Origin of the sequence: Mesorhizobium sp. LSHC412B00, from assembly GCF_000503035.1 — a bacterium.
Classification (GTDB): Bacteria; Pseudomonadota; Alphaproteobacteria; order Rhizobiales; family Rhizobiaceae; genus Mesorhizobium.
On sequence record NZ_AYWB01000014.1, the window covers coordinates 82,025 to 108,143 of the forward strand.

Below are 26,119 nucleotides of genomic sequence, written 5' to 3' on the forward strand. Positions count from 1 at the left end.
CTTGCGGCGAACCAGTGCCCGGTCGCCGCCATTCGGGTCATCGAAAGCGACGCTGGCCATGACGAGTGCGCCAGCGCCGACCCGGCGCCTTCTCCGACGCAGGCCCAGCGGCATGCCGCGAAAGACCAATGCAATTCAGGAGACACGATGGGAAGGTTTGAAGGCAAGGTGGCCGTGGTGACCGGCGCTGGCGCCGGCATCGGCAAGGCATGCGCTCTCGCCATCGCTCGCGGAGGGGGCAGAGTGGTGGTGGCCGACATTGATGGCCCGGCGGCCATCGCCTGCACCGCGCAGATCGCGGCCGAAGCAGGCCACGCGCTGGCCATAGCCATGGATATCGCCGATGAGCAGGCGGTGGCAGCGCTGTTCGAGACGGCGGAGCGGCACTTCGGGGGGGTCGACCTGCTGGTGAACAATGCGAGCGCCATGCATCTGACCCCGCGCGACCGCGCCATCCTCGACCTGGACCTGGCAGTCTGGGACCAGACAATGGCGACCAATCTGCGCGGCACGCTGCTCTGCTGCCGGCAGACCATCCCACGGATGATCGCCCGCGGCGGTGGCGCGATCGTCAACATGTCGTCGTGCCAAGGGCTCAGCGGTGACACGGCGCAGACGTCCTACGCCGCGTCGAAGGCGGCGATGAACATGCTCTCGGCTTCGCTCGCCACCCAGTACGGTCACTCTCAGATACGCTGCAACGCGGTTGCGCCGGGTCTTATCATGACCGAGCGTCTCCTTGCCAAGCTGGACGAGTGCATGCAACGGCATCTGCGCCGGCACCAGCTCCTGCAGCGCGTCGGCCGCCCCGAGGATGTGGCCGCGCTGGTGGCGTTCCTGCTCTCCGACGATGCTGCGTTCATCACCGGCCAGCTCGTGTGCATCGACGGCGGCATGCTGGCGCATGTGCCGACATATGCCGACGGTGGCAACAGCTGCGCCGCGCGCCCTGCAGGCGACACCGAATCGGCGGCGGCGGCGCGCTGCTGATGGACATGCTGCTCAATCCACTCAACCGTCGGCACCGGCTGCGATGCGACATCCCGGTCATGCCTGGCGCTTTCCCCTTGGTCGGGCATCTTCCCGCCATTGTCTGCGACCTGCCGCGCCTGCTGCGGCGCGCGCAACGCACGCTGGGCAGCCACTTCTGGCTGGATTTCGGCCCTGCCGGACATCTCATGACCTGTGTGGATCCGGACGCATTCTCACTGCTCAGGCACAAGGACGTGTCCTCGGCGCTGATCGAAGAGATCGCGCCCGAATTGCTTGGCGGAACGTTGGTTGCGCTGGACGGCGGCGCGCACCGGCAGGCGCGCGATGCCATCAAGGCAGCGTTCTTGCCCAGGGGGCTGACCCAGGCCGGGATCGGCGACCTGTTCGCGCCCGTCATCCAGGCGCGGGTGCAGGCATGGCGCGCCCGCGGCGAGGTACTCATCCTGCGCGAAACCGGCGACCTGATGCTGAAGCTTATCTTCAGCCTCATGGGAATCCCCGCGCAGGACCTGCCGGGATGGCATCGCAAGTACCGGCAATTGCTGCAGTTGATCGTCGCGCCACCGGTCGACCTGCCCGGACTGCCTTTGCGGCGCGGCCGTGCCGCCCGCGACTGGATCGACGCGCAGTTGCGCCAGTTCGTCCGCGACGCACGAGCGCATGCCGCGCGCACCGGGTTGATCAACGACATGGTGAGCGCCTTCGACCGCAGCGACGGTCCGCTCTCCGATGACGTCCTGGTCGCGAATATTCGCTTGCTGCTGCTTGCCGGTCACGACACCACTGCCTCGACGATGGCCTGGATTGTAATCGAGCTGGCGCGGCAGCCTGTGCTGTGGGATGCCCTGGTTGAGGAGGCGCAACGCGTGGGCGCGGTGCCGACCCGGCACGCGGACCTGGCGCAGTGTCCGGTCGCCGAGGCGCTGTTCCGCGAGACACTGCGCCTGCATCCGGCGACCACGCTCCTGCCGCGTCGCGCGCTGCAGGAATTGCAACTCGGCCAACGGCGCATTCCCGCAGGCACCCATCTATGCATCCCGCTGCTGCATTTCTCGACCTCGGCGCTGCTGCACGAGGCGCCTGATCAGTTCCGCCTGGCGCGGTGGCTGCAACGCACGGAGCCGATCCGGCCCGTGGACATGCTGCAGTTCGGTACTGGCCCACACGTCTGCATCGGCTACCACCTGGTATGGCTGGAAATGGTGCAGTTCTGCATCGCCTTGGCGCTGACCATGCATAAGGCCGGGGTGCGGCCGCAGTTGCTGAGCGACGTCGAAAAAGGCCGGCGCTATTACCCTACCGCACATCCGTCAATGAAAATTCGAATAGGCTTTTCATGAGCTGGCATCGCATGCCCTGTGTGGCAAGGCAGCGGCGCCGGCGGGGCGCGGCATTGCTGCACTCAGCGCACGCACTCGTGTGACGCCAGGCAACACCGTGACGACTTGCGCTCGCCGTGGCCGTCTCAGCTACAAGGACATCAACAACATGCAGACCGGTTCCACTCCACGCGGCCGAATTGGCGTTTCCGCATTCGGCGGATTGGGCGCGCAGGCGCGCGGCGCATCTGGCGGGCTGCTCCCCGAGATCTGGATGCAGGACGGCGCAAAGCGGGTCGAACAGGCTCTGGGGCGTCTGCTCTGCGCTGAAGACGGCGGTGAGACAGAGCTGATGGCGGCCATGCGCTACGCCACCTTGCATGGCGGGAAGCGCACCCGCGCCTTGCTCTGTCTGGCTGCCGGCGCACTGGCGGGCACGCCGGCGCACATGCTCGACGACGTCGGTGCCGCCATCGAGATGATGCACGCCTGTACCCTGGTCCACGACGACCTGCCCGCGATGGATGACGACGTGCTTCGCCGCGGCCTTCCGACCGTGCACGTAAAGTTCGGCGAAGCCACTGCGATCCTGGTCGGCGATGCGCTGCAGGCGCACGCCTTCCTCACCCTGGCGAGCCTGGATGCGCCGGGCGACAACCGTATCGCGCTCGTGCGCGAACTGGCGCAGGCGGTGTCCGCCGAGGGTGCCGCAGGCGGGCAGGCCATCGATCTGTCGTTGGTCGGAAAGCACGCCGGGCTGGACCGGATCCTCGCGATGCACGGGATGAAAACCGGAGCGCTAGTGCGCGCGTCGGTTCGCATGGGCGCGCTATACTCCATCGCGGAGGATGCCGCGCACGCTGCGCTGTATGCTGCGCTCGATCGCTACACCGCCTGTTATGGCCTGGCTTTGCAGGTGGCCGACGACATTCTCGACGCGACGGCGGATACCGCGACTCTTGGCAAGACCCCCGGCAAGGACGCGGCGGCGCAGAAGCCGACCTGCGCGTCGATCATGGGGCTGCAGGCAGCGCGCCAGTTCGCCCTGTATTTGTTGCACGACGCCGGGGAGGCCATCGCCACTCTGGGGCCGCGCGCGGAAGGGTTGGCGCAGATGCTGCAGCGGGCCAACGCCTATCTGTCCGCGCCATGCGCATGAGCGCGCCCATCCGTAAGGACTCGCCCCTGTGCTGCTGCGATCGGCCGGCGGGCGCTGCATCCCGTGTCGGCGGCGACGTGCGCGCCGTCTGCCAGGTCTGTTCTCGTTAGCCCTCTGCAGAAGGAACATCCCCCCTGAACGCGCTGTCCGAACAGATCCTTTCCGAATTGCGTCACCTGCTGAGCGAGATGAGCGACGGCGGCAGCGTCGGTCCGTCCGTATACGACACGGCGCGAGCTCTGCAGTTCGACGGCAACGTCACCGGTCGGCACGACGCATACGCGTGGCTCATCGCGCAGCAACAGGCCGATGGCGGATGGGGAAGTGCGGACTTCCCGCTGTTTCGCCATGCGCCTACCTGGGCGGCGTTGCTGGCATTGCAGCGTGCCGATCCTCTTCCCGACGCTGCCGACGCTGCCGACGCAGCCCAGGCTGCAATCCGGTTCCTCGAGCGCCAGCCCGATCCCTACGCGCATTCGGTGCCGGAAGACGCGCCCATCGGCGCGGAGCTGATCCTGCCGCAGTTGTGCAACGAGGCCGCATCCTTGCTGGGCGGCTTGGCGTTTCCGCGCCACCCGGCGCTGTTGCCGTTGCGGCAAGCACGCCTGGTCAAGCTGGGGGATGTGGCGACGTTGCCGAGCGGCCATCCGTTGCTGCACTCCTGGGAAGCCTGGGGGACGTTGCCGGCCACCGCATGCCCGGACGACGACGGCAGCATCGGCATCAGTCCAGCGGCCACCGCCACGTGGCGTGCCCACGCCGTGACACAGGGGAACACGCCGCAGGTCGGGCGCGCCGACGGGTATCTGCAGGCGGCATCGCGGGCGACGCGCAGCGGCATCGAAGGTGTCGTTCCCAACGTCTGGCCGATCAATGTGTTCGAGCCATGCTGGTCGCTGTACACCTTGCATCTGGCCGGTCTGTTCGCGCATCCCGCTTTCGCCGAGGCGGTGCAAGTGATCATCGCGCAGCTCGACGCCCGCCTCGGAGCGCGCGGTCTGGGCCCGGCCTTGCACTTCGCGGCCGATGCGGACGACACCGCCGTTGCGTTGTGCGTCCTTCGCCTTGCAGGCCGCGACCCGGCGGTCGACGCGTTGCGCCATTTCGCAACCGGCGAGCTCTTCGTCACCTTCCCCGGCGAGCGCAATGCCTCGGTGTCGACCAACATCCATGCCCTGCATGCGTTGCGAATTTTGGGAAAGCCCGCCGCCGGCACCAGCGCCTACGTCGAGGCCAATCGCAACCCGCATGGTCTATGGGACAACGAAAAATGGCACGTTTCGTGGCTGTATCCCACCGCGCATGCGATTGCTGCGCTCGCGCAAGGCAAGCCCCAGTGGCGCGAGGAGCGCGCGCTGACAGCGCTGCTGCAGGCGCAGCGCGATGACGGCGGCTGGGGCGCCGGTCGCGCGTCCACATTCGAGGAAACCGCCTATGCGCTGTTCGCGTTGCACGTGATGGACGGGAGCGAAGAGCCGGCAGGGCGCCGGCGCATTGCGCAGGCGGTGGCGGGTGCGCTGAAGTGGATGCTCGCCCGCCACGCAGCGCACGCACTGCCCCAGACACCGCTGTGGATCGGCAAGGAACTGTATTGCCCCACCCGGGTGGTGCGCGTGGCCGAACTCGCCGGGTTGTGGCTGGCGCTTCGTTGGGGGCGGCGCGTCTCGGCCGAGGGAGCAGGAGCGGGGCCATGATCCCGACCCATCGCGCGCTGCAACAGGTGCTGGAGTGGGGGCGTTCCCTGACCGGGTTCGCCGACGAGCATGGCGTGGAAGCAGTCCGGGGCGGCCAGTACATCCTGCAGCGCATCCAGCCGAGCCTGCGCGACACCAGCGCCCGCACCGGCCGCGATCCGCTGGACGAGACGCTGATCGTGGCGTTCTATCGAGAACTGGCGCTGCTGTTCTGGCTCGACGATTGCAACGACCTTGACCTGATCGCGCCGGAGCAGCTCGCCGCGGTGGAGCAGGCGCTCGGGCAAGGCGTGCCGTGCGCGCTCCCCGGATTCGAGGGCTGTGCTGTGCTGCGCGCTTCGCTCGCCGCGCTCGCCTACGATCGTCGCGACTATGCTCAGCTTCTCTACCATACCCGGTGCTACTGCGCGGCGCTGCGTGCCGGACACGCGCAGGCGGCAGGGGCAGAGCGCTGGTCCTACGCCGAGTACTTGCAGAACGGCGTGGATTCGATCGCCTACACGAACGTGTTCTGTTGCCTGTCCTTGCTGTGGGGGCTGGACATGGCGACCTTGCGCGCGCATCCGGCGTTTCGCCAGGTCCTGCGGCTCATCTCCGCGATAGGGCGCTTGCAGAACGATCTGCATGGACGCGAAAAGGATAAGTCGGCCGGCGAAGGAGCTAACGCGGCGATCCTGCTGCTGCAGCGCTATCCGGCTATGCCTGTGGTGGAGTTCCTCAAGGACGAGCTGGCCGGCCATACGCGCATGCTGCACCGGGTGATGGCGCAAGAACCCTTTCCACCGCCGTGGGGACCGTTGATCGAAGCCATGGCGGCCATCCGCGCGCAGTACTACCAGACCTCAACCAGCCGCTACCGCAGCGACGCTGCGGGGGGAGGCGAGCGTGCGCCGGCCTGAACGCGCGGGAAACGGCGGCGTGCGCGCGCTGCCGTCGGTCCGATCCGACGCAACGCCGTCGCCCGATGCGGCGGATGGGGCGAGCATCAGCGACACCAAGCTGAGCCGGCGCAAGGACGACCACCTGGACATCGTGCTGGATCGGCGAACGGCGTGGGCCAAGGCCGCCGGCTGGGAGTGCATTCGTTTCGAACACTGCGCATTGCCCGAGTTGGACCTGACGCAGATCGACCTCAGCGCCTCGCTGCTGGGCAAGACCATGCGCGCGCCTCTGCTGATCAGCTCCATGACCGGCGGCATGCCACGCGCCGAGGCCATTAACCGCCATCTGAGCGAGGCAGCGCAAGCCTTGGGGATCGCCATGTGCGTCGGTTCGCAGCGCGTGAGCCTGCAATCCCGCAACTCCCAGGGGCTGACGCGCGCGCTGCGCCGCCTGGCCCCAGACGTTCCCTTGCTGGCCAATATCGGCGCCGCGCAACTGCGCCAGCCCGACGGCCTGGACCTCGCGCGCCGGGCGGTGGATGCACTGGAGGCCGATGGACTCATCGTCCATCTCAATCCGCTGCAGGAAGCAGTACAGCCGGAGGGCGACCGCGACTGGCGCGGCGTCCTGGCGCAGATCGCTCGCGCCGCACGCAGCGTCGGCGTGCCGATCGTGGCGAAGGAAGTGGGGTCGGGCCTGTCCGCCTCGGTGGCCCGTGCGCTCGTCGAGGCGGGCGTGGCGGTGATCGATGTCGCCGGCGCCGGCGGCACCAGCTGGGCCGCGGTGGAGGGCGAGCGGGCCCGCGATGCCGCCGACCGCGCAGTGGCAATGGCATTCGCGGATTGGGGGATTGCGACCCCGGCCAGCGTGCAGGCGGTACGTCGGGCGCTGCCAGCGGTAAAGCTCATCGCGTCGGGCGGGATCAGCGACGGCGTCGACGTGGCCAAGGCTATCCGTCTTGGCGCGGACATCGCCGGGCAGGCAGCCGGCGTGCTGCGCGCGGCTACGCAATCCAGCGAGGCGGTTGTCGCGCATTTCGAGATCGTCATCCGCCAGTTGGCCGTCGCCTGCTTCTGCACCGGCTCGGCTGATCTGGCGGCGTTGCGCCAGGCCCGCTTATTGCCCTCGGCCCATCTGCCCGCCGGTTGATGCCGGCGTAGCCCGCAGGTTGGCGGCGGGCGCATAGCCTTACTGAGTGAGAAAGTCTCGGAAGCGGGGACGCGCTGGTCACGGGCTTGTTCGGGTGCTGCTTCGTGATCGGGGAGGCACCCCGCCATGCCCCGAACGGACAGCCGAGAGTAAAGCGGTATTCGACGGCTATGTCGATGCTTGATCAGGGTGGTCACGCCGATCGAGCCGAGCCCCTGAAAGGGCCGGAACACCAGGTGCGGCGGGAGACCGGCAGGAGCAGATGGTGCAAATCCATTGCAATGAAGGAGTATTCCTGCAAGCAACGGAGAAGGTAAGCCAGCCTCAATCCCTTGTGTTTGCTTGGTGTTATGCAAATTAGGCACCGATCCACATTGCCCCCGAGTCATGCGCGGTCGGTCGTGAGGTGCCTCCGGCTATCCACAGCACTTCCCGGCAAGGTGCCCAACGCCCATTAGAGGCGCATGGATCGGCTTGATCAGGGCGTTGGGCGCGGTCGTCATGAAGCCGTAAAGCTCGAAATCGCCGGCGCCGTCCTTGACCTTGCGCACCCCATGCCATGGCGTCCAGAGGCCAGCGAAGAAGAAAAGCGGCCGGTCCTCATTGAGCGCGCGAACCAATCCGCTGAATACCTGTCTCAGGGTCCTTATGCCGGGTGTTGGGCTGGGCTCCGAGAAACTCGTCACAGGCACCACACAGCGATGCTCAACCCCAAGATACTGCTGCCAATGGCCGTATTGTGGGTTGCGGATATTGGTCGTGCCGTAGTCGGCCTTGCCCTTGACCCGTTCGAGCGGTGTCGGCATTCCCCAAAGCAGGTTGGCGACTTCACGTTGCCCGTCTGCCGCATTGCGGACCACCGGACCGGGCTGGTTGGGGGCTGGTTGGGGTAGATGTCGATGGACGGTTCAGGTTGCCTGAGATGGTCGCGCAGAGCCCTGGTGCACTGGCGTATGGCTTCTTGCGACGTGGTGATGTTGTGCAGATTGCACATCTAGGAAGGAGCAACCCCGTTCTTTTTGGCAAGCATGGAAAGGGCTTTTTCCTTGATATCTGCCGCGACCAAAGTCAGAGCTTCGTCGCGATCCTTGAAACTTGCGATCGATGTACCCTTGAGGGTCGCCTGAAAAGAGCCGAAGAGCTCTTCCTGCCACAGGCAATTTCTCGCGATCACTGGAATAACAACCGTCGTGTTGTTGGCCTCTCTCTCCATCGCGTGAGTTAGCTCAATCTGGTTGCAATAACGCGAGTTGATAAAGTCAACGCTTATCAGGAGGATGATAATGTCGGCGCTCTCTAGATTGCCCTTGATGGCGTCCGCCCATTTGTCGCCAGTCTCGATTTCGCCATCGTGCCAAGCCTCGACAAGACCAAGTCGGCTCAGCGGCGTGAGGTGCTTTAGAAGGTCAACCTTGATAGCCGCATCTGCATGCGAGTAGGAGATAAACGCCTTGAGAGGCTTGGGACTGGGGCTAGCCGCATTTTGGGGGAGGGACATAGTCCCACCGGGACCTCCTCTTATCAGTCCATTCTTCCTCAGGCGGTCCTTAGTTGTCGTGTAACGTTCTTCTATCCAACCCAGTTTATTGAAAAGGGCTGCGTTCTTAACGCTCACTTTTCCGCCCCCCGACAATTCTCTAACGGCGTCCATAAACCGGTCTTCTAGAGTTCCAACGCGCTTCCGCGATTTTGCCTTGCTTGCCATTTTATGGAGCCCCCCGAATCTAGGTCGACACTTCCAGCGAAAGTCTTTTGCAGTCAAGTCGACGCTGGAAATTAAGCCGGGAAATCCTCTAATTGGGGAGCCGGCTTGTTGCCAGCAATAAACTCGAACGGTGCGTTGCGTCTTTGTGTTAGCTTGTCGGGTCGGAGGTCTAGCCAGCCTGAGTTAGAGCCCTTCTCAAGCGCCGGTCTGGGCACCTCAAGCTGCGCCTTGTCGCCACCCCATAGTCGTCCCCGACGCTGCGAGCCGTCCAAGGGTTGTCAGCTTTGGTGATGCTGACACGGGGCCTAGTCTACGCGCTTACCGTCATCTCAGCCCCTGTCGGTTATGTCCAGGCCAGGGCATCGATATTCCGTCGAATTGCTCTCCCAGGTCGCACCGCTCCTTGGCTCATATCGCATCACCAAAGACTATCTCTGGAACGAGATTGACCGACCCGGGAACGCTCCAGGCCGATCCGAGCTAACCGGTCAATCCAAACAACTTCGAATTACCTTAGCGGGTATTATTCTAAAAATGCCCACGGTGCCCCGGTTACAGGCAGCCCGCGAACGCGGGCGAAAGGGTGGACGCCGTCCGAAACAAACCCAATCAGCGCTCCGAAATCACTCGACTCAGCTAAATGAAGGCTGTGCGGCATCTGAAGCAGCCCGTCTCTTTCATAGGACCACCGTCGAGCGCATCGGCGCCGAGGTCAAATAGCCGTTGGCTGAATGTTCTTTCAGTTGGCCGTCTGCAGCGACGCATGCACTAGGCCTATTACGAAGAAAAGCCGGTGGACGGTGGCCACAGCAGCTGTATGAACCGTGCTCGCCGGCGTGCCTTCGGACGTGGCAACCGCATCGGGTCGAGCCGATCTGGAAGGTGCTGCCGATCGCCCCGTCGAGCTACCACCACCATGTCGCCAAGCGCATCGATCCTTCCCGGCTGTCGGCTCGGGCGAAGCGGGATGAGGCCCTGGCCTTGAAGGATGAGGTCCGACGCGTGTTCGAGGCCAACTTCCGCGTCTACGGCGTTCGCAAGGTCTGGCGAGAGTTACAGCGTGAGGGCTCGACGTCGCCCGCTGCACGGTTGCCCCACTGATGAGGGCCATGGGTCTTGAGGGCATCATCCGCGGCAAGCCGATCCGCACCACGGTGAGCGACAAGGCCGCACCTTGCCCTCTCGATCACGTTAATCGCCAGTTCCATGCCCCGGCGCCGAACATGCTGTGGGTCTCCGACTTGACCTGCGTCGCGACCTGGACGGGCTCCGTCTATGTCGCCTTTGTCATCGACACCTATGCGCGAAGGATCGTCGGCTAGCGGGTGAGCCGGACGGCGCATGCCAGCTTCGTTCTGGACGCTCTGGAACAGGCTCTCCATGATCGGCGGCCCGTGCAGGGGGGCAGGCTGATCCATCACAGCGATAGAGGCCGCCCAATACGACTCTATCAGATACACCGAGCGCCTGGCGGAGGCCGGCGTTGAGCCTTCGGTAGGCAGCGTCGGCGACAGCTACGACAATGCTCTCGCCGAAACGCTCAACGGCCTTTACAAGGCCGAGGTGATCCATCGACGCGGACCATGGCGCAACTTCGAAGCCGTCGAGTTCGGTAGCTCGATTGGGTCGATTGGTTCAACAATCGCCGGCTGCTGGAGGCCATCGGCAACATTCCGCCGGCCGAAGCCGAGGAACGCTACTACGCCATTCTGTATGACCCAGCCATGGCCGCGTGACTCAACGAAACGGCCTCCGGAAAACCCGATGCGGTTCAGTTCTCGGAGGAACGACGTTGCCGCGCGGCGCTAAAGAGAGAGGAAGATTGATCTCTTTCCATATCATTTTCTTCACATATGATATGTAAACAGATCATTGAAGCATTGAAACTACTCGCTGGATGAGATACCTTTGCGTACCATCGCACATTGGAATAGATCGTATAGGTTGCGTTATGGACTCTCAATCGGAAATTCTACGGGAAATCGGTGGGTTTTTCAGGCAGGCGAGGTTGGCCGCTGCGATGACGCAGGAGCAGGTCGCCGATTCGGCGGGTATATCCCGTCCCCGATATCGCGACATCGAAAAGGGAGCCGCAGCCGCGCGTGCGACGACGCTCATGAATATCGCTCGCGCGCTCGGTCTGGAAATGATGCTGGTTCCGCAAGCCATGGTGCCGGCTGTCCAGGCTCTATTGCGTCCGCATGATGATGACGATCAACCCGCCTTTGTTTCTCAACCTGACGATGACGATCATGGCTCCAGTCTTTCGCGCACCTAAGACGATCCCGTCACTGGACGTGCTCTTGAATGCAGTAAAGATCGGCACAATCGTCAGGACGCCGGGCGATTTCAATGCGTTCAACTTCGATGACGCCTACCGCGCGACGGGCGGCTTTCCGGTTCTCAGCCTGTCGTTCCGGGCAGCGACGGGAGGATTGCGGAAAGATCCAAAGCCTCTGGCAAGCGCCTTGCCCGCTTTCTTCGCGAACCTCCTGCCGGAGGAGAAATTGCGGGAGGCGATGGAAAGGCATCACGAAGGCAATGTGCGGCCAGGCAATGATTTCGATCTTTTAGCGGCACTGGGCGCCGATCTGCCGGGAGCCGTACGGGCGTTGCCCAGTGACGGCGCGATAACGGTTTCGAAGGATGGCCCAAAGGATCACCCCAAGGCACGGTTCTCGCTTGCCGGCGTGCAGATGAAGCTGTCGGTCATGAAGAACATTGGAAAAGGCGGCGGCCTTACCTTGCCGATGGACGACGAGCAGGGCCGGTACATTGCCAAGTTCCCTTCGACGGCGTTTCCGGGCGTTTCCGAGAACGAATTCGCCAACCTGGCGCTGGCAGCAGCAATCGGCATGGAGGTTCCTGAATGCGAACTGGTCGAGAAGTCCGATTTTGAGGGCGTTCCCGAAGAATTCAATACGATGTCGGAGGGCAAGGTCCTTCTCGTCAAACGCTTCGATCGCGGCGCCGGTGGCGAGAGGATACACATCGAGGATTTCGCTCAGGTCTTCAGTGTCTACCCCTCGCGCAAATATGAGGGGGCCGCTTATCACGACATAGCCTTGGCTCTTGGCGTGGCCGTCTCGCCTACGGCGGCTCTCGATTTCGTCCGCCGCCTGGCACTGAGCGTCATCACCGGCAATGGCGACATGCACCTGAAGAATTGGTCTTTGATGTATCCCGGAAACGGCGACAAGCCGGCGCTTGCACCAATCTACGACGTCCTGTCCACTGTGCCATATATTCCCGCCGACGCCATGGCGCTGTCGCTTGGAGGAGAGCGCTCGTTCAAGGCGCTAGCAGCACCGCGATGGAAAGCATTTGCGAACCGCGCAAGGCTTCCGGAGCCGGCAGTCCTAACGGCAGTGGTCCAGACGGTCAAACTCGTCAACGAGTACTGGTGGCATCTGCCTGAGCGCGACGTTGTCGCAGCGAAAGTGCTCGAGCGGATGGACGAACATGTGAAGGCGATGACGCCGATACTGAACTCCTGCGCCGATAAGTGAGCCGAGTCCCCTCGGGTTGCTGATATAGCGGAACTTTCGATCCGCGGCCCTATGGATGGCTGGATCGAAGGCATGCCAGCGTGGCGCAAGATTCCGCGGAGTCTCCACGATGACACGCGTGAGCAAGCACGTCAGCTCGCCGGAACAGACAGCATCCCGCAATTCACCCAACAGGATCGAGCTGCTGTTCGTCCACTTCAACATAACGACGCGGTTCAAACGAATTCGGTGACTGAGGATCGCGATCCGACGCTTTGTGTCGCCATTGTCGGGTCCGCTACACGGTCTGTTGCGACGATCCTTTCTTTGGCCCTCAGGCTAAACCCCTGAAAAGCAACCATTAAATTATTCTTCGGTTCGATCAGCCAAATTGGCACGAGTCTTGAGATCCTTAGGTGCGAGGCGGCTACAGCTGCCCGACCGGCATTCATGTCGCGGCAGCCGCGATGAATGGAACGAAGGAAGGAAAGCTACATGTCAGGTTTGCGTCAGATCGCCTTTTACGGAAAGGGCGGCATCGGCAAGTCCACCACCTCCCAAAATACGCTCGCCGCCCTTGTCGACCTCGGGCAGAGAATCCTCATCGTCGGCTGCGACCCCAAAGCCGACTCCACCCGCCTGATCCTGAACGCGAAGGCGCAGGATACGGTGCTGCACCTCGCGGCAGAGGAAGGTTCGGTGGAAGACCTGGAACTCGCGGACGTGCTCAAGGTCGGGTACAAAGGCATCAAATGCGTGGAGTCGGGCGGGCCCGAGCCGGGTGTCGGCTGCGCCGGCCGCGGCGTGATCACCTCAATCAACTTCCTCGAGGAGAACGGCGCCTACGACGACGTCGACTATGTCTCCTACGACGTGCTCGGGGATGTGGTGTGTGGCGGTTTCGCGATGCCGATCCGCGAGAACAAGGCCCAGGAAATCTATATCGTCATGTCCGGCGAGATGATGGCGCTCTATGCCGCCAACAACATCGCCAAGGGTATCCTGAAATACGCCCATTCGGGCGGCGTGCGGCTCGGCGGCCTGATCTGCAATGAGCGCCAAACCGACCGCGAGCTCGACCTCGCCGAAGCGCTGGCTTCCAGGCTCAATTCCAAGCTTATCCACTTCGTGCCGCGCGACAACATCGTCCAGCACGCCGAGCTCAGGAAGATGTCTGTGATCCAGTATGCGCCGGACTCCAAGCAGGCCGGGGAATACAGGGCGCTGGCCGAGAAGATCCATGGGAATTCGGGCCAGGGCACCATTCCGACCCCGATCACCATGGAGGAGCTCGAGGACATGCTGCTCGACTTCGGCATCATGAAGACGGACGAGCAGATGCTTGCCGAGCTTCAGGTCAAGGAAGCGGCCAAGGCGGCCGCGCAGTAGCGACCGCTGCGACATGAGGCGCCGCCTGACCTGGTGCGCCTTTCAAAGAACGGCGCCTCGTCGGTGAGGCGTCACCCTGAACCTTGAAAGTGGTCCCATGAGCCTGGAATACGAGAATGACGGTGCCCTCCATGCGAAGCTTATCGAGGAGGTGCTGTCGCAATATCCTGACAAGTCGGCGAAGCGCCGCAAAAAGCACCTCAACGTCGCAAAGAGCGGCGGCGAGGTTGGCGAGGAAAGCGAGATCCTTTCCGAATGCGAGGTCAAATCGAACATCAAGTCCATCCCCGGCGTGATGACGATTCGCGGCTGCGCCTATGCCGGCTCGAAAGGCGTGGTGTGGGGTCCAGTCAAGGATATGGTCCATATCTCCCACGGCCCGGTCGGCTGCGGACAATATTCCTGGTCGCAACGCCGCAACTACTACGTCGGCACGACCGGCATCGACACGTTCGTCACCATGCAGTTCACCTCCGATTTCCAGGAGAAGGACATTGTTTTCGGCGGCGACAAGAAGCTCGAACGGATCATCGACGAGATCGAGGAACTGTTTCCGCTGAACAAGGGCATGACTGTGCAATCAGAATGCCCGATTGGCCTGATTGGTGACGACACCGAAGCTGTGTCCCGCAACAAGGCCAAGGAGCACGAAAAGACAATCGTTCCGGTGCGCTGCGAGGGGTTCCGCGGCGTCTCGCAATCGCTCGGCCACCACATCGCCAACGACGCGATCCGCGACTGGGTGTTCGAGAAGAAGGACCTCGAGTTCGAGGCCGGGCCGTACGATGTCAATGTGGTCGGCGACTATAATATCGGCGGCGACGCCTGGGCTTCGCGCATCCTGCTCGAGGAGATGGGTCTGCGCGTGGTCGGCAACTGGTCGGGCGACGCTACGCTGGCCGAAATAGAGCGAGCGCCAAAGGCGAAACTCAATCTCATCCATTGCTACAGGTCGATGAACTACATCTGCCGGCACATGGAGGAAAAGTATGGCATCGCCTGGATGGAGTACAATTTCTTCGGCCCCTCCCAGACCGAAGCCTCTCTGCGCAAGATAGCCAAGCACTTCGGGCCGGAAATCGAGGCCAAGGCCGAGGCGGTCATCGCCAAATACCGGCCCTTGGTCGATGCCATAATCGCCAAGTACCGGCCGCGCCTCGAAGGCAGGACGGTGATGCTCTATGTCGGCGGGCTGCGCCCCCGTCACGTCGTCACGGCATATGAGGACCTGGGCATGGTGATCGTCGGCACTGGCTACGAATTTGGCCATAACGACGACTATCAGCGCACTGGCCACTACGTGAAGAAGGGCACACTGATCTATGACGACGTGACTGGTTACGAGCTGGAGAAGTTCATCGAGGGGATCCGTCCTGATCTCGTGGGCTCCGGCATCAAAGAAAAGTACCCGGTCCAGAAGATGGGCATACCGTTCCGTCAAATGCATTCCTGGGATTATTCCGGCCCGTATCACGGCTACGACGGCTTCGCGATCTTCGCCCGCGACATGGATCTGGCCATCAACAACCCGGTCTGGAACCTCTACGACGCCCCCTGGAAGAAAAAAGCCGAGCCGTCGGCAGCGATCGCAGCCGAATGAAGCCCTGGCCTCCCGTAAGCCGGGAGGCCGTTAAACGCCTGTGGCCCTTTGTCCGCGGGAGACTTGAAACGTTTCGACGTCCCTGTGCCGCCGTATGGCGGGCCAGATGGAAAGAGGTAATCACCCATGCCGCAGTCGGCTGAAAAAGTTCTCGACCACGCGCCCCTGTTCCGCGAGCCGGAATACAGGCAGATGCTCGCCGAGAAGAGGCTGAATTTCGAATGTCCTCACCCGGACCAGATCGTTACCGACCAAGGCGAATTCACCAAGACGTGGGAATACCGCGAAAAGAACCTTGCTCGCGAAGCGCTTGTCGTGAACCCTGCCAAGGCCTGCCAGCCGCTCGGCGCGGTGTTCGCGGCCGCAGGCTTCGAGCGAACCATGTCCTTCGTCCACGGCAGCCAGGGCTGCGTGGCCTATTACCGCTCGCACCTGTCGCGCCATTTCAAGGAGCCTGCTTCGGCGGTTTCCTCCTCGATGACCGAGGACGCGGCAGTGTTCGGCGGCCTGAAGAACATGGTCGACGGGCTCGCCAACACGTACCAACTTTACGACCCAAAGATGATCGCCGTCTCGACCACTTGTATGGCGGAGGTCATTGGCGACGACCTGCACAGCTTCATCGAGAACGCCAAGGACGAAGGCTCGGTCCCGCGCGACTTCGACGTGCCCTTCGCCCACACGCCGGCCTTTGTCGGCAGCCATGTCGACGGCTATGACGTTGCGGTCAAGGGCATTTTGGAGCATTTCTGGAAGGGCGAGGAGCGAACGGAAGCCGAGGGAACCATCAACATCATTCCGGGCTTCGACGGGTTCTGTGTCGGCAACAACCGGGAACTCAAGCGCCTGCTCGATCTGATAGGCGTGTCCTATACTTTCATCCAAGACGCCTCTGACCAGTTCGACACGCCGTCCGACGGCGAATACCGCATGTACGACGGCGGCACGAAGATCGAAGAGGTGAGTAAGGCAATCAACGCCGAGGCGACGCTGTCGCTGCAGCGTTACAACACCCGAAAAACGCTGGAGTATTGCGAGGGGGTAGGGCAGGCGACTGCCTCGTTCCATTACCCTCTCGGAGTCCAGGCAACCGACGACTTCCTGATGGAGGTCTCTGCGATTTCCGGCAAGCAAATCCCCGAGGCAATCCGCCTCGAGCGCGGTCGACTTGTTGACGCCATGGCCGACAGCCAATCCTGGCTGCACGGTAAGAAATACGCCATCTACGGCGATCCTGACTTTGTCTATGCCATGGCCCGCTTCATCATGGAGACGGGCGGCGAGCCCATCCATTGCCTCGCCACCAACGGCACCTCGGCATGGGAAGCGGAGTTGAAGGAGCTGCTTGCATCATCGCCCTTCGGCAAGGGTGCTCAAGTCTGGGCGGGCAAGGACCTCTGGGCGATGCGCTCACTGCTCTTCACGGAGCCGGTGGACCTGTTGATCGGCAACTCCTATGGCAAGTATCTGGAGCGCGACACGGGCACGCCGCTGATCCGGCTGACGTTTCCGATCTTCGACCGCCACCATCACCATCGGTTTGCGCTCATGGGCTACCAAGGCGGATTGCGCGTCCTGACGACGATCCTCGACAAGATCTTCGACAAGCTCGATCGCGAGACAAGCGAGACGGGCGTGACGGACTATTCGTATGACCTTACCCGCTAAGCATGGCGGCCGCTCTTCGGTTAGGCCGGTCGTCTTCTCGAGGGACTTTGGAGACTGACGCAATGTCCTCGCTCAGAGCGAAAATCCAGGATGTCTTCAACGAGCCTGCCTGCGAAAACAACCGCGGCAAGGATGCCAAGGCGCGCAAAAAGGGCTGTTCGAAGCCACTGACCCCCGGAGCGGCGGCCGGTGGCTGTGCCTTCGATGGCGCCAAGATCGTACTGCAGCCGATCACCGACGTCGCACACCTGGTCCATGGGTCGCTCGCCTGCGAGGGCAATTCCTGGGACAACCGCGGTGCGGCTTCGTCCGGGCCAACGCTGTGGCGCACAAGCTTCACGACCGACCTCACCGAACTCGATGTTGTGATGGGGCAGGGCGAGCGCAAGCTTTTCAAAGCGATCCGCGAGATCAAGGAAGCGTATGGGCCGCCGGCGATCTTCGTCTATCCGACCTGCGTGACGGCGCTGATCGGCGACGACATTGAGGCCGTCTGCAAACGCGCTGCGGAAAAGTTCGGTTTTCCGGTGGTGCCGGTCAATGCGCCGGGCTTCGTCGGCTCCAAGAATCTTGGCAACAAGCTTGCCGGCGAGGCGTTGCACGAGCATGTCATCGGCACAGTGGAGCCCGACGATGCCGGCCCTTACGACATCAACATTCTTGGCGAATTCAACCTCTCGGGCGAATTCTGGCTGGTGAAGCCGCTGCTGGATCGGCTCGGGATCCGGGTGCGCGCCTGCATTCCGGGTGACGCACGTTACCTCGACATTGCCGGCGCGCACCGCGCCCGGGCGGCTATGATGGTGTGCTCGACCGCGCTCATCAATCTGGCACGCAAGATGGACGAGCGCTGGGACATCCCGTTCTTCGAAGGCTCCTTCTACGGCATCACCGATACCTCGGATGCACTCCGGAACATAGCTGAGCAGCTCGTGAAGCAGGGTGCTGATCCGGAGATCCTCGGCCGCACCGAGGCGTTGATTGCAGAGGAGGAGGCGATCGCTTGGAAGAAGCTAGCCGCCTACCGGCCGAGGCTCGAAGGCAAGCGCGTGCTGCTCAACACCGGCGGCGTGAAGTCCTGGTCGGTCGTCCATGCGCTGATGGAGATCGGCATCGAGATCGTCGGCACCTCTATCAAGAAGTCGACCGTCGAAGACAAGGAGCGGATCAAGCAGATCCTCAAGGACGACAACCATATATTCGAGCAGATGGCAGCGCGCGAGCTTTACGCCATGCTCTCCGAACACAAGGCCGATATCCTGCTATCAGGCGGGCGCACGCAATTCATCGCTCTGAAGGCCAAGACACCCTGGCTCGATATCAACCAGGAGCGGCAACATCCTTACGCCGGCTATGACGGCATGGTGGAACTCGTACGCCAGATCGACCTGGCCATTCAAAACCCCATCTGGTGCCAGGTGCGGCAACCGGCACCATGGGATTGCCAGCCTGCGGTGAGGCAGGAACTGCCGCGCACGAAAAGCGAGACCGCGACCTTGCATGTTGTCCAGGAATTCGCCGGCACGACGGCCGGTGATTTCGGCGAGTGTTGAGGAAAGCCGATGGTCCGCATCCTTCCCCAGACCAAAGCGGCGGCGGTCAATCCGCTGAAGTCATCGCAGCCGCTGGGTGCCGCCTTGGCCTTTCTTGGCGTCGACGGCGCGATGCCGTTGTTCCACGGCAGCCAGGGGTGCACCAGCTTCGCGCTCGTGCTCTTCGTGCGACATTTCAAGGAAGCCATTCCCTTGCAGACAACCGCGATGGACGAGGTGGCAACGATCCTCGGCGGGCCAGACCATCTGGAAGAGGCTATCCTCAACCTCAAGGCCCGCACAAAGCCAACGCTGATCGGGGTTTGCACGACCGCACTTGTGGAAACCCGGGGCGACGACTGCGCAGGAGATATCGCCAATATCAGGCTGAAGCGCACCAAAGAACTCGCGGGTACGGAGGTGGTGCTAGCCAACACACCGGATTTCGATGGCGCGATGGAAGAGGGCTGGGCCAAAGCTGTCACCGCGATGATCGAAGGGATTACACGGCCCGGCGAGCAGGCGCGGCAATCGAAGAAGATCGTGATCCTGCCTGGCTGGAACCTCACTGTGGCTGACATTCAGCATTTGCGCGAGATGGTTGAGAGCTTTGGACTGAAGCCGGTAATTTTGCCGGACCTCTCCGGCTCGCTCGACGGTACGGTGCCCGACCGTTGGGTCACGACCACCTATGGCGGCACCAGCGTCGAGGATATTCGCGAGCTTGGCACGGCCGAGCGATGCATTGTCATCGGTGAGCATATGCGCCGCCCGGCCGAGCTGCTGCACACGTTAACCGGCGTGCCTTACGTGCTGTTCCGGTCGCTGACTGGATTGAAGGACGCCGACCGGTTCGTCTCGCTGCTCTCCGCAGTTTCGGGCGCGTCGGCGCCGGCTGGGGTACGCCGTCGCCGGGCGCAGTTGCAGGACGCGTTGCTCGACGGACATTTCCACTTTGGAGGCAAGAAAATTGCGATCGCTGCTGAACCAGACCAACTCTACCAACTCGCGAGCTTCTTCATCGGCATGGGCTCCGAAATCGCGGCGGCGGTCACAACGGCCGCTATGTCGAAAATTCTGGAGGAAGTACCGGCGCAGTCGGTTCAGGTCGGCGATCTCGGCGATTTGGAAGCTCTTGGCGCCGGTGCTGATCTTTTCGTTACTCATTCCCACGGCCGCCAGGCGGCGCAGCGCCTCGGCATTCCGCTCATGCGGGTCGGCTTCCCGATCTTCGACCGGCTCGGCAGCCAGCACAAGCTCACAATCCTCTACCAGGGGACCCGCGACCTGATCTTCGAGGTCGCCAACATTTTTGAAGCCAACCGGCACGCGCCGACGCCTGAGGCGCTTGATCCATTCCGTAAGCGAGAAATGCCAGATGCGCTCCGTTCGTCGCCTCTCGCTCGTCACTGACGAGGTTCACGCACCGAAGCCGGAACGCCAAGCCGGCGCATTGCGCGTGGCCATCGCCACGCAGGACATGAAGAACCTCAACGCCCATTTCGGATCGGCCAGGCGCTTTGCTGTCTACGACGTGATGCGCGAGGAGTGGAATCTCGTGGAAGCCGTGGCCTTTGACGACGTTTCCGACGAGAGCGGGAAGCACCGAACCGAGGGCGATGACCGCATCACCCCGAAGGTGGAGGCGCTAAAGGGCTGCCATTTGCTGTTTTGTCTGGCGATCGGCGGACCTTCGGCAGCCAAACTTGTTTCCGCAAAGATCCATCCGATCAAAGTGCCGCAGCCCCAGACCATCCAAGAGGTGTTGTTGCGCACGCAGATGATGCTCAGGACGTGTCCTCCCCCTTGGCTGCGCAAGGTGCTGGCGCAGGCAGGTGCCGCCGGACAGAAACTGTCCTTCGAGGACGAAAGCTGAAATGAGGAGTGGGCGCTATGTTTGAAGTCGCTGTTAGCCCTACCGCCACCGAGGACGGGGCTGCCCTTGCCACCCCGTTCGTCAAATGCCTCGTGCGGCTGATCCGTGCCAATGATTCCCACGGGTCATGGGAAGGCAAATCGGACGCCGAGCTGCTGGGAGACTTCATCATCACCAGGGAACAGCGCCGTGCAATTCCAATCATCGGCGATCCCAATCCGGACGTGCTGTGGAGGCTCGATAAGTTCTACACCGCCGTCGGGCTTGCGATTGAGGAGCGCACGGGCCTGATGGCATCGCCGATGATGGAGATAAGCCACGAGGGCTTCGGGCGCGTGCTCTTCACGGCCGGGCGACTGGTCGTTCTGTCCAAGACCCTGCGCGATGTCCATCGGTTCGGCTTCGAGACGTTCTGGAAACTCGCCGCGGCCGGTACCCAACTGGCCGGCGATGCCACCGCAGCCATTGAGGCTTATCCCGAGGTGGCGCGGGCGTGATGGAACCGATTTTCGAGCCAAGGGATCATGTCAGGCCTTGAGGACATGCCATGGCCAGCCCACTCAACCGAGGCGGTCGATGCCGATTTGGTTCTTGGGGTAGCGCTGATGAAGCCACTGGTCCTGATCTGTTCGCAAGATGCTGAGTTGTATCTATTCCTCAGCCACATTCTGGGAGTGGACGGCTTTACGAGTGAGCCGGCAGGCGGGGTGAAGGAAGCACTTGCATTGGCCGATGAACGGGAGCTCCAGGCGGTAGTGCTGGACTGCGGGCCAGCAAGCGCGACAGGCTCCACAATCTGCGCCCGGCTCAAGGGGGAGCCCCGGACCGGCGGCCTGCCCGTTATTGCCCTGATCGCGCCCGGCGCCGAGAACCAGCACCTCGATCTCTTGAAGGCAGGTGTTGACGAGAGCTTTGTGCGGCCCTTCGCGCCGGCCAAGCTGCTTGACTGTCTACGCACGAAGCTGGCGCTGCCACAGCCGGGTTCAAACGGGATAAGAAACGGCAGCTGGCTCTGTTGCGGCAGCCTTGAGATGAAGCTCGATGCTCACCGGGTTCGAGGTAATGGCCACGACATCCATCTCGGACCTCTCGAATTCAACCTGCTGCGGCAATTTCTTGAGGCTCCCGGCAAGGTCTTCAGCCGAGACGAGCTGATCGACGCGGCCTGGCCGGACAATATCCATATCGGTGAACGCACTGTCGACGTTCATATCAGCCGGATCAGAAAGGCGCTGAAGGCGGCCTCGCCAGGTAGCGTCATTCGTACTGTCAGGTCTGCCGGCTACTCGCTCGAGAAGCCGGACGACTGAATCGCGAACGGATGGTGTGCCACTCTCCATCTTCGTTGGAAGGCAAGTCTTGCGGCTTCGAAACGCGCTACGGGCGGACATACAGGGGGAGCAGTCAGATGGCCTTCAAAAGCATACTCAGCGTAGCGGGAGCTGACCACTCCGATCGGGACGTCACAACAGCTGCGAGCTTGTGCGCCGAGGTCGGCGCACATTTGTCCGTCCTGATTATGTCGCCTCCGCCTCTCGTTATGTCGCCTCCGCCGCTGGGTGATGGCCTCCCCGGATGGCCCAGACAACGCGCACACGCCATTGCCGCACTGGAAAAACGGTACAGGCAAATCGAGAGATTTTCACAGGACGCGGCCAGTCTGGAAAAAACATCTAGGGAAATTCACAAACTGCTGAGAGCCACGTGGCGGTGCTATGATGTCGATGTTGTCAACTGCGATCAGGCCAGCCTCGGTGACTCAGTGCGAGCGCGGGCGCTCTGCAACGACCTGACAATCGTCGGCCCTGCACTTCTCAACGACGTTAACGTCGGTCCCCTTGTTATCAACGGCAGCCTGTTCGACACCGGAAAGCCGGTGCTTGTCGTGCCGGAGGGCGCTGAGGCGACTCTGTCTCCACGACGGGTGCTGGTCGGCTGGGATTCGCGAGTCGAGGCGTCCCGTTCGGTTCGGGAAGCGCTGCATCTGCTAGCCGGTGCTGAGGAAGTTCGTGTCGCACTCGTCGATCCGGAGGCGACCTGCACCGGAAACGGTACCGAGCCGGGAGCCGATATCGCTGCCTATCTCACTAGGCACGGTGCTCGGGTGTCGGTTGACCTGCTGGCGAGCGCCGGAAAATCGGCAGCCACGGTGCTCGCGCAGCACGCAATCGACACGTCTGCAGAAATGATAGTCATGGGTGCTTATGGCAGCCGCCGGCTGCGCGAGCGGCTCTTCGGTGGCGTGACGAGATGGATAGTTCGGAAGCCGCCATTGCCGCTGTTTTTGGCTCGCTGACGGGCTTGAAGTAGCACCGATGCTGTTCGAAGCTCTACTCCCCTGGTCACCTATCCTGATGCCAAGAAAGGTCGCGGCAAAGGCGCAAGTTTCGCGAAGCTCATGAGCAACTTGCAAGCGCCGTCGCGAAGAACATTCCCCGCGCCTCTAACGCGCTCGGTGTCTGCTCGCCGAGACAACCCGTAACGCGCAGACAAACGGCCGGGCAGAAGCCCAGGCGTCCTCAATGCGCTCAAAACACCGATACTCGAGGTCGAGAAAGAGAGTCGTTTCAGCGCGGCAGGCCGCGTTCGGACCGTAGCCTCATCGTATTGGCGTTATCACGATTTCCTTCACCACTGGCCGGGAACGGAACACGGCAACGACCGTGCAGCGGCCAAGGCACCGACCTTCGAGTCCGACGGTCGCGCTCTTGCCGGCCTCGGCGCGAACGATGGCATCAATCACGTTGTCATCGCCTGGGATGGTAGTCGGGTCAGCGGCGAGGGCGGCCGCATCTTCGGCGTTTTCAGTCTGCCCGGCCCACCGCGTGGCGACCGAGCGGCCTTGAGGCCGGTCAATTCCCACAACGCTCACATTCGGCACCAGGCGGTCCCTGTAGGACCTGTGCAAAGGGATATAGAACAACAAAAGCAGGAATCCGGGAGAGTTCACCGGCCCGGCACAGGCCGGCACTTATCCTGGCCCTCTTCCCACGATCATCATCTGGCGATAACGGTACTCGCGACCCGCAGCCGGACATAACCGGCGTCGTCGTGAAGAACTCCTGGTCGCCACCAGGAATTCAAGCGCACAGCGGAAGAGGTAGGGCAGAGGCGATGCTCGGATGGAGCGGCGCCTGCAATCGCAATGGCGTTGCGCTACCACCTGAGCGACCGAAACGACAAAGAAGCTCAAGCAAGGCTTGAGGCGGACGATGATGACGAGGCTGGCGGTAGCCAACGCGGTCATGCGTCTGTTCGTCCCAATATATATCGAGACGTCGGTGGCCACGCTTCTGCGCCGACGGGAAGCGGGTGATGCGTGTCCAAGACCTGACAGTGGCGGAAAATATGTCGCGTCCAATACAACCGGCGATCTTGGGCGCCACAGAAGTTTTTCAAAGCATAACAAGCGTTTACCGCACGCTGAGCGCGTTGGCACGGCCTTTGCGAATTGAGATTCAGCAACACTGAGTGAAGGGCTGACTGCACGCAGATGCGCAAGACGAACGATGCTCTCCCTTCGTTGAACCCTCGTGCCCCGTCTCAAAGGGGAACAAGCTTGCGCATAAGGTCACGCAACCTTTGGCAATAGCTTTGGAGGGCAAGATGATGTTGCGGATGGGGTCACCGGCTCCTTCGATCAAAGTGGAGGACTGGCTGCGTGGCGAGCCCCTTGCGGACTTCCAGCCCGGCAAAGTCTATATCGTCGAATTTTGGGCAACTTGGTGCGAACTATCTGCGGCGGAGATGCTCGAGCTGATGCAGCTACAGGAGAAATACAAGGACAGCGGACTTGAGGTCGTCGGGATCGCGGCTGATGAAGACGCTCCAACGGCCGTCGAGGCCCGGACCAAGTTGGACGCGTGGTTGGCCGAAAAGTGCCCGGATCTGAATCATCGAATTGCGTTCGACGTCACAGGCGAAATGAAGAAGCTTTGGAGGGAACCCAGCTTTTGCGTCGGGATTCCGACCTCGTTCGTAGTCGACCGAGACGGCTGCATCGCCTTTATCGGTCATCTGAGCCAACTCGGTGAGGTTTTGCCGAAAGTGCTCAACGGCAGCTGGTGTACCAGAAACAAAGCGAAAGCGGCCGATCAGGAGCGGATCGCAACAAGCGAACCCCTGGCGAGCGGACAAGCGTTGAAGAAGCCGATCGATGACAGGTTCTGGGCGGCGGTGAAGTTGGAAGATTGGAAGACGGCGCTCTGGGCTATCGAAGAGGGCATTGCCTTGATGCCGGACGACCTCAATTTCCGCCTAGCTCATGCGCATCTGTTGCTTCACAAAATCCAAGACATGTGGACCGGCTTGCCCGTGATGCGGCAATTGGTTCGCGACGCCATCGACGAAAATACCGAGGATTGGATGGTTTCGGCGCTAGACCAACTTTTCCATCCGGCCAATGACCATTCGCGCCTTCCCCCTGCTGAGCGCTTCGCGATGGGCAAGGAGCTGTCCGAACACATCCTGGCGCTGAATCCCCCGCAAGGCGACAGTCCTAAGTTCCGGTCCTATCCCGCGGTCGCCCGGTACTATCACGAGAACGGCAACAATGATCGCGCGATCGAGTTGGTCGAACTGGCACTGACGTCGCTGGACGGTGCGGAGCCTATCCCAGCCGAATTGAAAGAGCAGCATCTGCCGAATTTGCTCCAGGCCCTCGCCAGGTACAGGGGTGCGAAGGCTTGTTGGGGCGCTCTCTTTGCGGCTCCGCAAAACAGTTTCCCGAGGGTGCCAAATCGCGGTCGGCCGAGGAAGAAAGATAAAAAAGGGTAATTGGTCGAAATGGCTTACTGGCCAATTCGTCCATTTCCCTGGCGTGACCGCAGGAAGGAGGTCCATGCAGCACTTGGTCCATCGTTTGCAGCAGGATCGAGGCTCGAATGTTCATGGCCTCCCGCATTGCGGCGGAAGCGATCTTCGACGCGAATTCGCATGGAAGACTTCGCAGTCAAGGACGTGTTCAAGGTCGGCCCGAGGGACATCAATTGCGTGGAATCAGCGGGGCCGAGCCAAGCGTCGGCTGCGCAAGTGTGCCCGAAGTAGGCGCCCCAGAAAAAAGACATCGTGCTTCGAGGAAGAGGACTGAAATGAGCAAAAGGCGAAATGTCTGATGCCGCGGTCAGCCCGGCTGTCAACGAGGACCAGGCGGCCCTTGCCACCCCGTTCGTCAAATGCCTGGTGCGGATGATCCGTGCTCAGGAGTCCTACTGCTTATGGCAAGGCAAATCTGACGCCACGCTGCTGGCCGACTTCATCATCACCAGAAAAGCGCCAAGCGATCCGTGGCATGGGCTACCCCGATCCGGACGTGCTGTGGAGGCTCGATATGTTTTACACCGTCGTCGGGCTTGCGATTGCAGAGCGTCTCCGCCCGGTGACATCGCCAATCGTGGAGATGAAACCGTAAGGACTTCGGGCCGTGCTTTTCATGGTCGGGCAACTCGTCCCTCTGTTCAGACGTCCATGGGTTCGGCTTCGAGACGTTCAGGAAGATCGCGGAGGCCGGTACGAAACTGGTCGACGATTCGACTTCAGCCATCGAAGCCTAGCCCGACGTGGCACGGGCGTGAAGAAACAGATTTCGAGGAAGGATTTATGTCAAAGCTAGACGAAATGGGGAAGAAAGTCCGAAGCTTCAGCTGCGCGCGGCAGTTGCCAAGAT

General features: G+C 62.1%; 21 protein-coding genes and 2 pseudogenes. 20 read left to right on the forward strand and 3 right to left on the reverse strand.

Annotated elements, in window-relative coordinates; genetic code table 11:
• The first annotated feature begins 147 nt into the window (after nucleotides 1-147).
• From X757_RS142880 to fni, 6 genes are all read left to right on the forward strand, one after another.
• On the forward strand, nucleotides 148-990 hold the full coding sequence (locus tag X757_RS142880; RefSeq protein WP_023727161.1) for an SDR family oxidoreductase: 843 nt from the start codon (nucleotides 148-150) through the stop codon (nucleotides 988-990).
• Entirely contained in the window at nucleotides 990-2,333 is a 1,344-nt protein-coding gene (locus X757_RS142875) for a cytochrome P450 (protein ID WP_023727162.1), read from the forward strand. Before X757_RS142880 ends, X757_RS142875 begins: the two co-directional genes overlap by 1 nt.
• Nucleotides 2,334-2,481: 148 nt before the next feature.
• Entirely contained in the window at nucleotides 2,482-3,471 is a 990-nt protein-coding gene (locus tag X757_RS142870) for a polyprenyl synthetase family protein (RefSeq protein ID WP_023727163.1), read from the forward strand.
• A gap of 134 nt (nucleotides 3,472-3,605) precedes the next feature.
• Complete coding sequence (locus X757_RS142865) at nucleotides 3,606-5,165, forward strand: hypothetical protein (protein ID WP_023727164.1); 1,560 nt, start codon at nucleotides 3,606-3,608, stop codon at nucleotides 5,163-5,165.
• On the forward strand, nucleotides 5,162-6,064 hold the full coding sequence (locus tag X757_RS142860; protein ID WP_023727165.1) for a hypothetical protein: 903 nt from the start codon (nucleotides 5,162-5,164) through the stop codon (nucleotides 6,062-6,064). Before X757_RS142865 ends, X757_RS142860 begins: the two co-directional genes overlap by 4 nt.
• Nucleotides 6,065-6,092: 28 nt before the next feature.
• Nucleotides 6,093-7,196 carry a type 2 isopentenyl-diphosphate Delta-isomerase gene (fni, locus tag X757_RS142855; protein ID WP_373432853.1) on the forward strand — a complete coding sequence of 368 codons (1,104 nt, stop codon included), beginning with the start codon at nucleotides 6,093-6,095 and terminating at the stop codon, nucleotides 7,194-7,196.
• A gap of 416 nt (nucleotides 7,197-7,612) precedes the next feature.
• Here fni and X757_RS01000000165135 read toward each other — a convergent pair whose 3' ends face one another.
• Nucleotides 7,613-8,056 (reverse strand): SOS response-associated peptidase family protein, encoded by a 444-nt coding sequence (locus X757_RS01000000165135; protein ID WP_245275095.1) that lies wholly within the window; start codon nucleotides 8,054-8,056, stop codon nucleotides 7,613-7,615.
• A 134-nt stretch (nucleotides 8,057-8,190) separates the two neighbouring features.
• Nucleotides 8,191-8,901: a toll/interleukin-1 receptor domain-containing protein gene (locus X757_RS1000000165835; RefSeq protein ID WP_023727169.1), complete on the reverse strand. Its 711-nt coding sequence runs from the start codon at nucleotides 8,899-8,901 to the stop codon at nucleotides 8,191-8,193.
• An 864-nt stretch (nucleotides 8,902-9,765) separates the two neighbouring features.
• On the opposite strand from X757_RS1000000165835, the pseudogene X757_RS01000000165145 reads away from it, so the two are divergent.
• The 12 genes and pseudogenes from X757_RS01000000165145 to X757_RS142800 form a co-directional block, all read left to right on the forward strand.
• Nucleotides 9,766-10,637, forward strand: a pseudogene (locus X757_RS01000000165145) (IS3 family transposase); the annotation flags it as partial.
• A 215-nt stretch (nucleotides 10,638-10,852) separates the two neighbouring features.
• A complete protein-coding gene (locus X757_RS142850) occupies nucleotides 10,853-11,179 on the forward strand; it encodes a helix-turn-helix domain-containing protein (RefSeq protein WP_023727170.1) in 327 nt (108 codons plus the stop codon).
• A complete protein-coding gene (locus tag X757_RS142845) occupies nucleotides 11,154-12,410 on the forward strand; it encodes a type II toxin-antitoxin system HipA family toxin (protein WP_023727171.1) in 1,257 nt (418 codons plus the stop codon). Before X757_RS142850 ends, X757_RS142845 begins: the two co-directional genes overlap by 26 nt.
• Before the next feature lie 474 nt (nucleotides 12,411-12,884).
• On the forward strand, nucleotides 12,885-13,778 hold the full coding sequence (nifH, locus tag X757_RS142840; RefSeq protein WP_023706403.1) for a nitrogenase iron protein: 894 nt from the start codon (nucleotides 12,885-12,887) through the stop codon (nucleotides 13,776-13,778).
• A 97-nt stretch (nucleotides 13,779-13,875) separates the two neighbouring features.
• Nucleotides 13,876-15,378, forward strand: coding sequence for a nitrogenase molybdenum-iron protein alpha chain (gene nifD, locus X757_RS142835; protein WP_023727172.1), 1,503 nt, complete (start codon nucleotides 13,876-13,878; stop codon nucleotides 15,376-15,378).
• Between the two features lie 126 nt (nucleotides 15,379-15,504).
• Nucleotides 15,505-17,046, forward strand: a complete 1,542-nt coding sequence (nifK, locus tag X757_RS142830; RefSeq protein WP_023727173.1) for a nitrogenase molybdenum-iron protein subunit beta — start codon at nucleotides 15,505-15,507, stop codon at nucleotides 17,044-17,046.
• A gap of 62 nt (nucleotides 17,047-17,108) precedes the next feature.
• Nucleotides 17,109-18,599, forward strand: a complete 1,491-nt coding sequence (nifE, locus tag X757_RS142825) for a nitrogenase iron-molybdenum cofactor biosynthesis protein NifE (protein ID WP_023727174.1) — start codon at nucleotides 17,109-17,111, stop codon at nucleotides 18,597-18,599.
• A gap of 9 nt (nucleotides 18,600-18,608) precedes the next feature.
• Entirely contained in the window at nucleotides 18,609-19,991 is a 1,383-nt protein-coding gene (nifN, locus tag X757_RS142820) for a nitrogenase iron-molybdenum cofactor biosynthesis protein NifN (RefSeq protein ID WP_023727175.1), read from the forward strand.
• Complete coding sequence (gene nifX, locus X757_RS142815; RefSeq protein WP_023727176.1) at nucleotides 19,957-20,454, forward strand: nitrogen fixation protein NifX; 498 nt, start codon at nucleotides 19,957-19,959, stop codon at nucleotides 20,452-20,454. Before nifN ends, nifX begins: the two co-directional genes overlap by 35 nt.
• Nucleotides 20,455-20,471: 17 nt before the next feature.
• Nucleotides 20,472-20,951 (forward strand): NifX-associated nitrogen fixation protein, encoded by a 480-nt coding sequence (locus tag X757_RS142810; protein ID WP_023727177.1) that lies wholly within the window; start codon nucleotides 20,472-20,474, stop codon nucleotides 20,949-20,951.
• A gap of 108 nt (nucleotides 20,952-21,059) precedes the next feature.
• Complete coding sequence (locus X757_RS142805; protein ID WP_023727178.1) at nucleotides 21,060-21,764, forward strand: response regulator transcription factor; 705 nt, start codon at nucleotides 21,060-21,062, stop codon at nucleotides 21,762-21,764.
• A 98-nt stretch (nucleotides 21,765-21,862) separates the two neighbouring features.
• On the forward strand, nucleotides 21,863-22,750 hold the full coding sequence (locus X757_RS142800) for a universal stress protein (RefSeq protein ID WP_023727179.1): 888 nt from the start codon (nucleotides 21,863-21,865) through the stop codon (nucleotides 22,748-22,750).
• 303 nt (nucleotides 22,751-23,053) lie between these two features.
• On the opposite strand, the gene X757_RS142795 is transcribed toward X757_RS142800, so the two are convergent.
• Entirely contained in the window at nucleotides 23,054-23,335 is a 282-nt protein-coding gene (locus tag X757_RS142795) for a hypothetical protein (RefSeq protein ID WP_156933470.1), read from the reverse strand.
• A gap of 725 nt (nucleotides 23,336-24,060) precedes the next feature.
• Between X757_RS142795 and X757_RS142790 the strand changes: the two genes are divergently transcribed.
• Both X757_RS142790 and X757_RS01000000165150 read left to right on the forward strand, forming a co-directional pair.
• Nucleotides 24,061-25,230 carry a TlpA disulfide reductase family protein gene (locus X757_RS142790; RefSeq protein ID WP_023727181.1) on the forward strand — a complete coding sequence of 390 codons (1,170 nt, stop codon included), beginning with the start codon at nucleotides 24,061-24,063 and terminating at the stop codon, nucleotides 25,228-25,230.
• A gap of 330 nt (nucleotides 25,231-25,560) precedes the next feature.
• A pseudogene (locus tag X757_RS01000000165150) lies at nucleotides 25,561-26,006 on the forward strand (DUF269 domain-containing protein).
• Nucleotides 26,007-26,119: the final 113 nt, after the last annotated feature.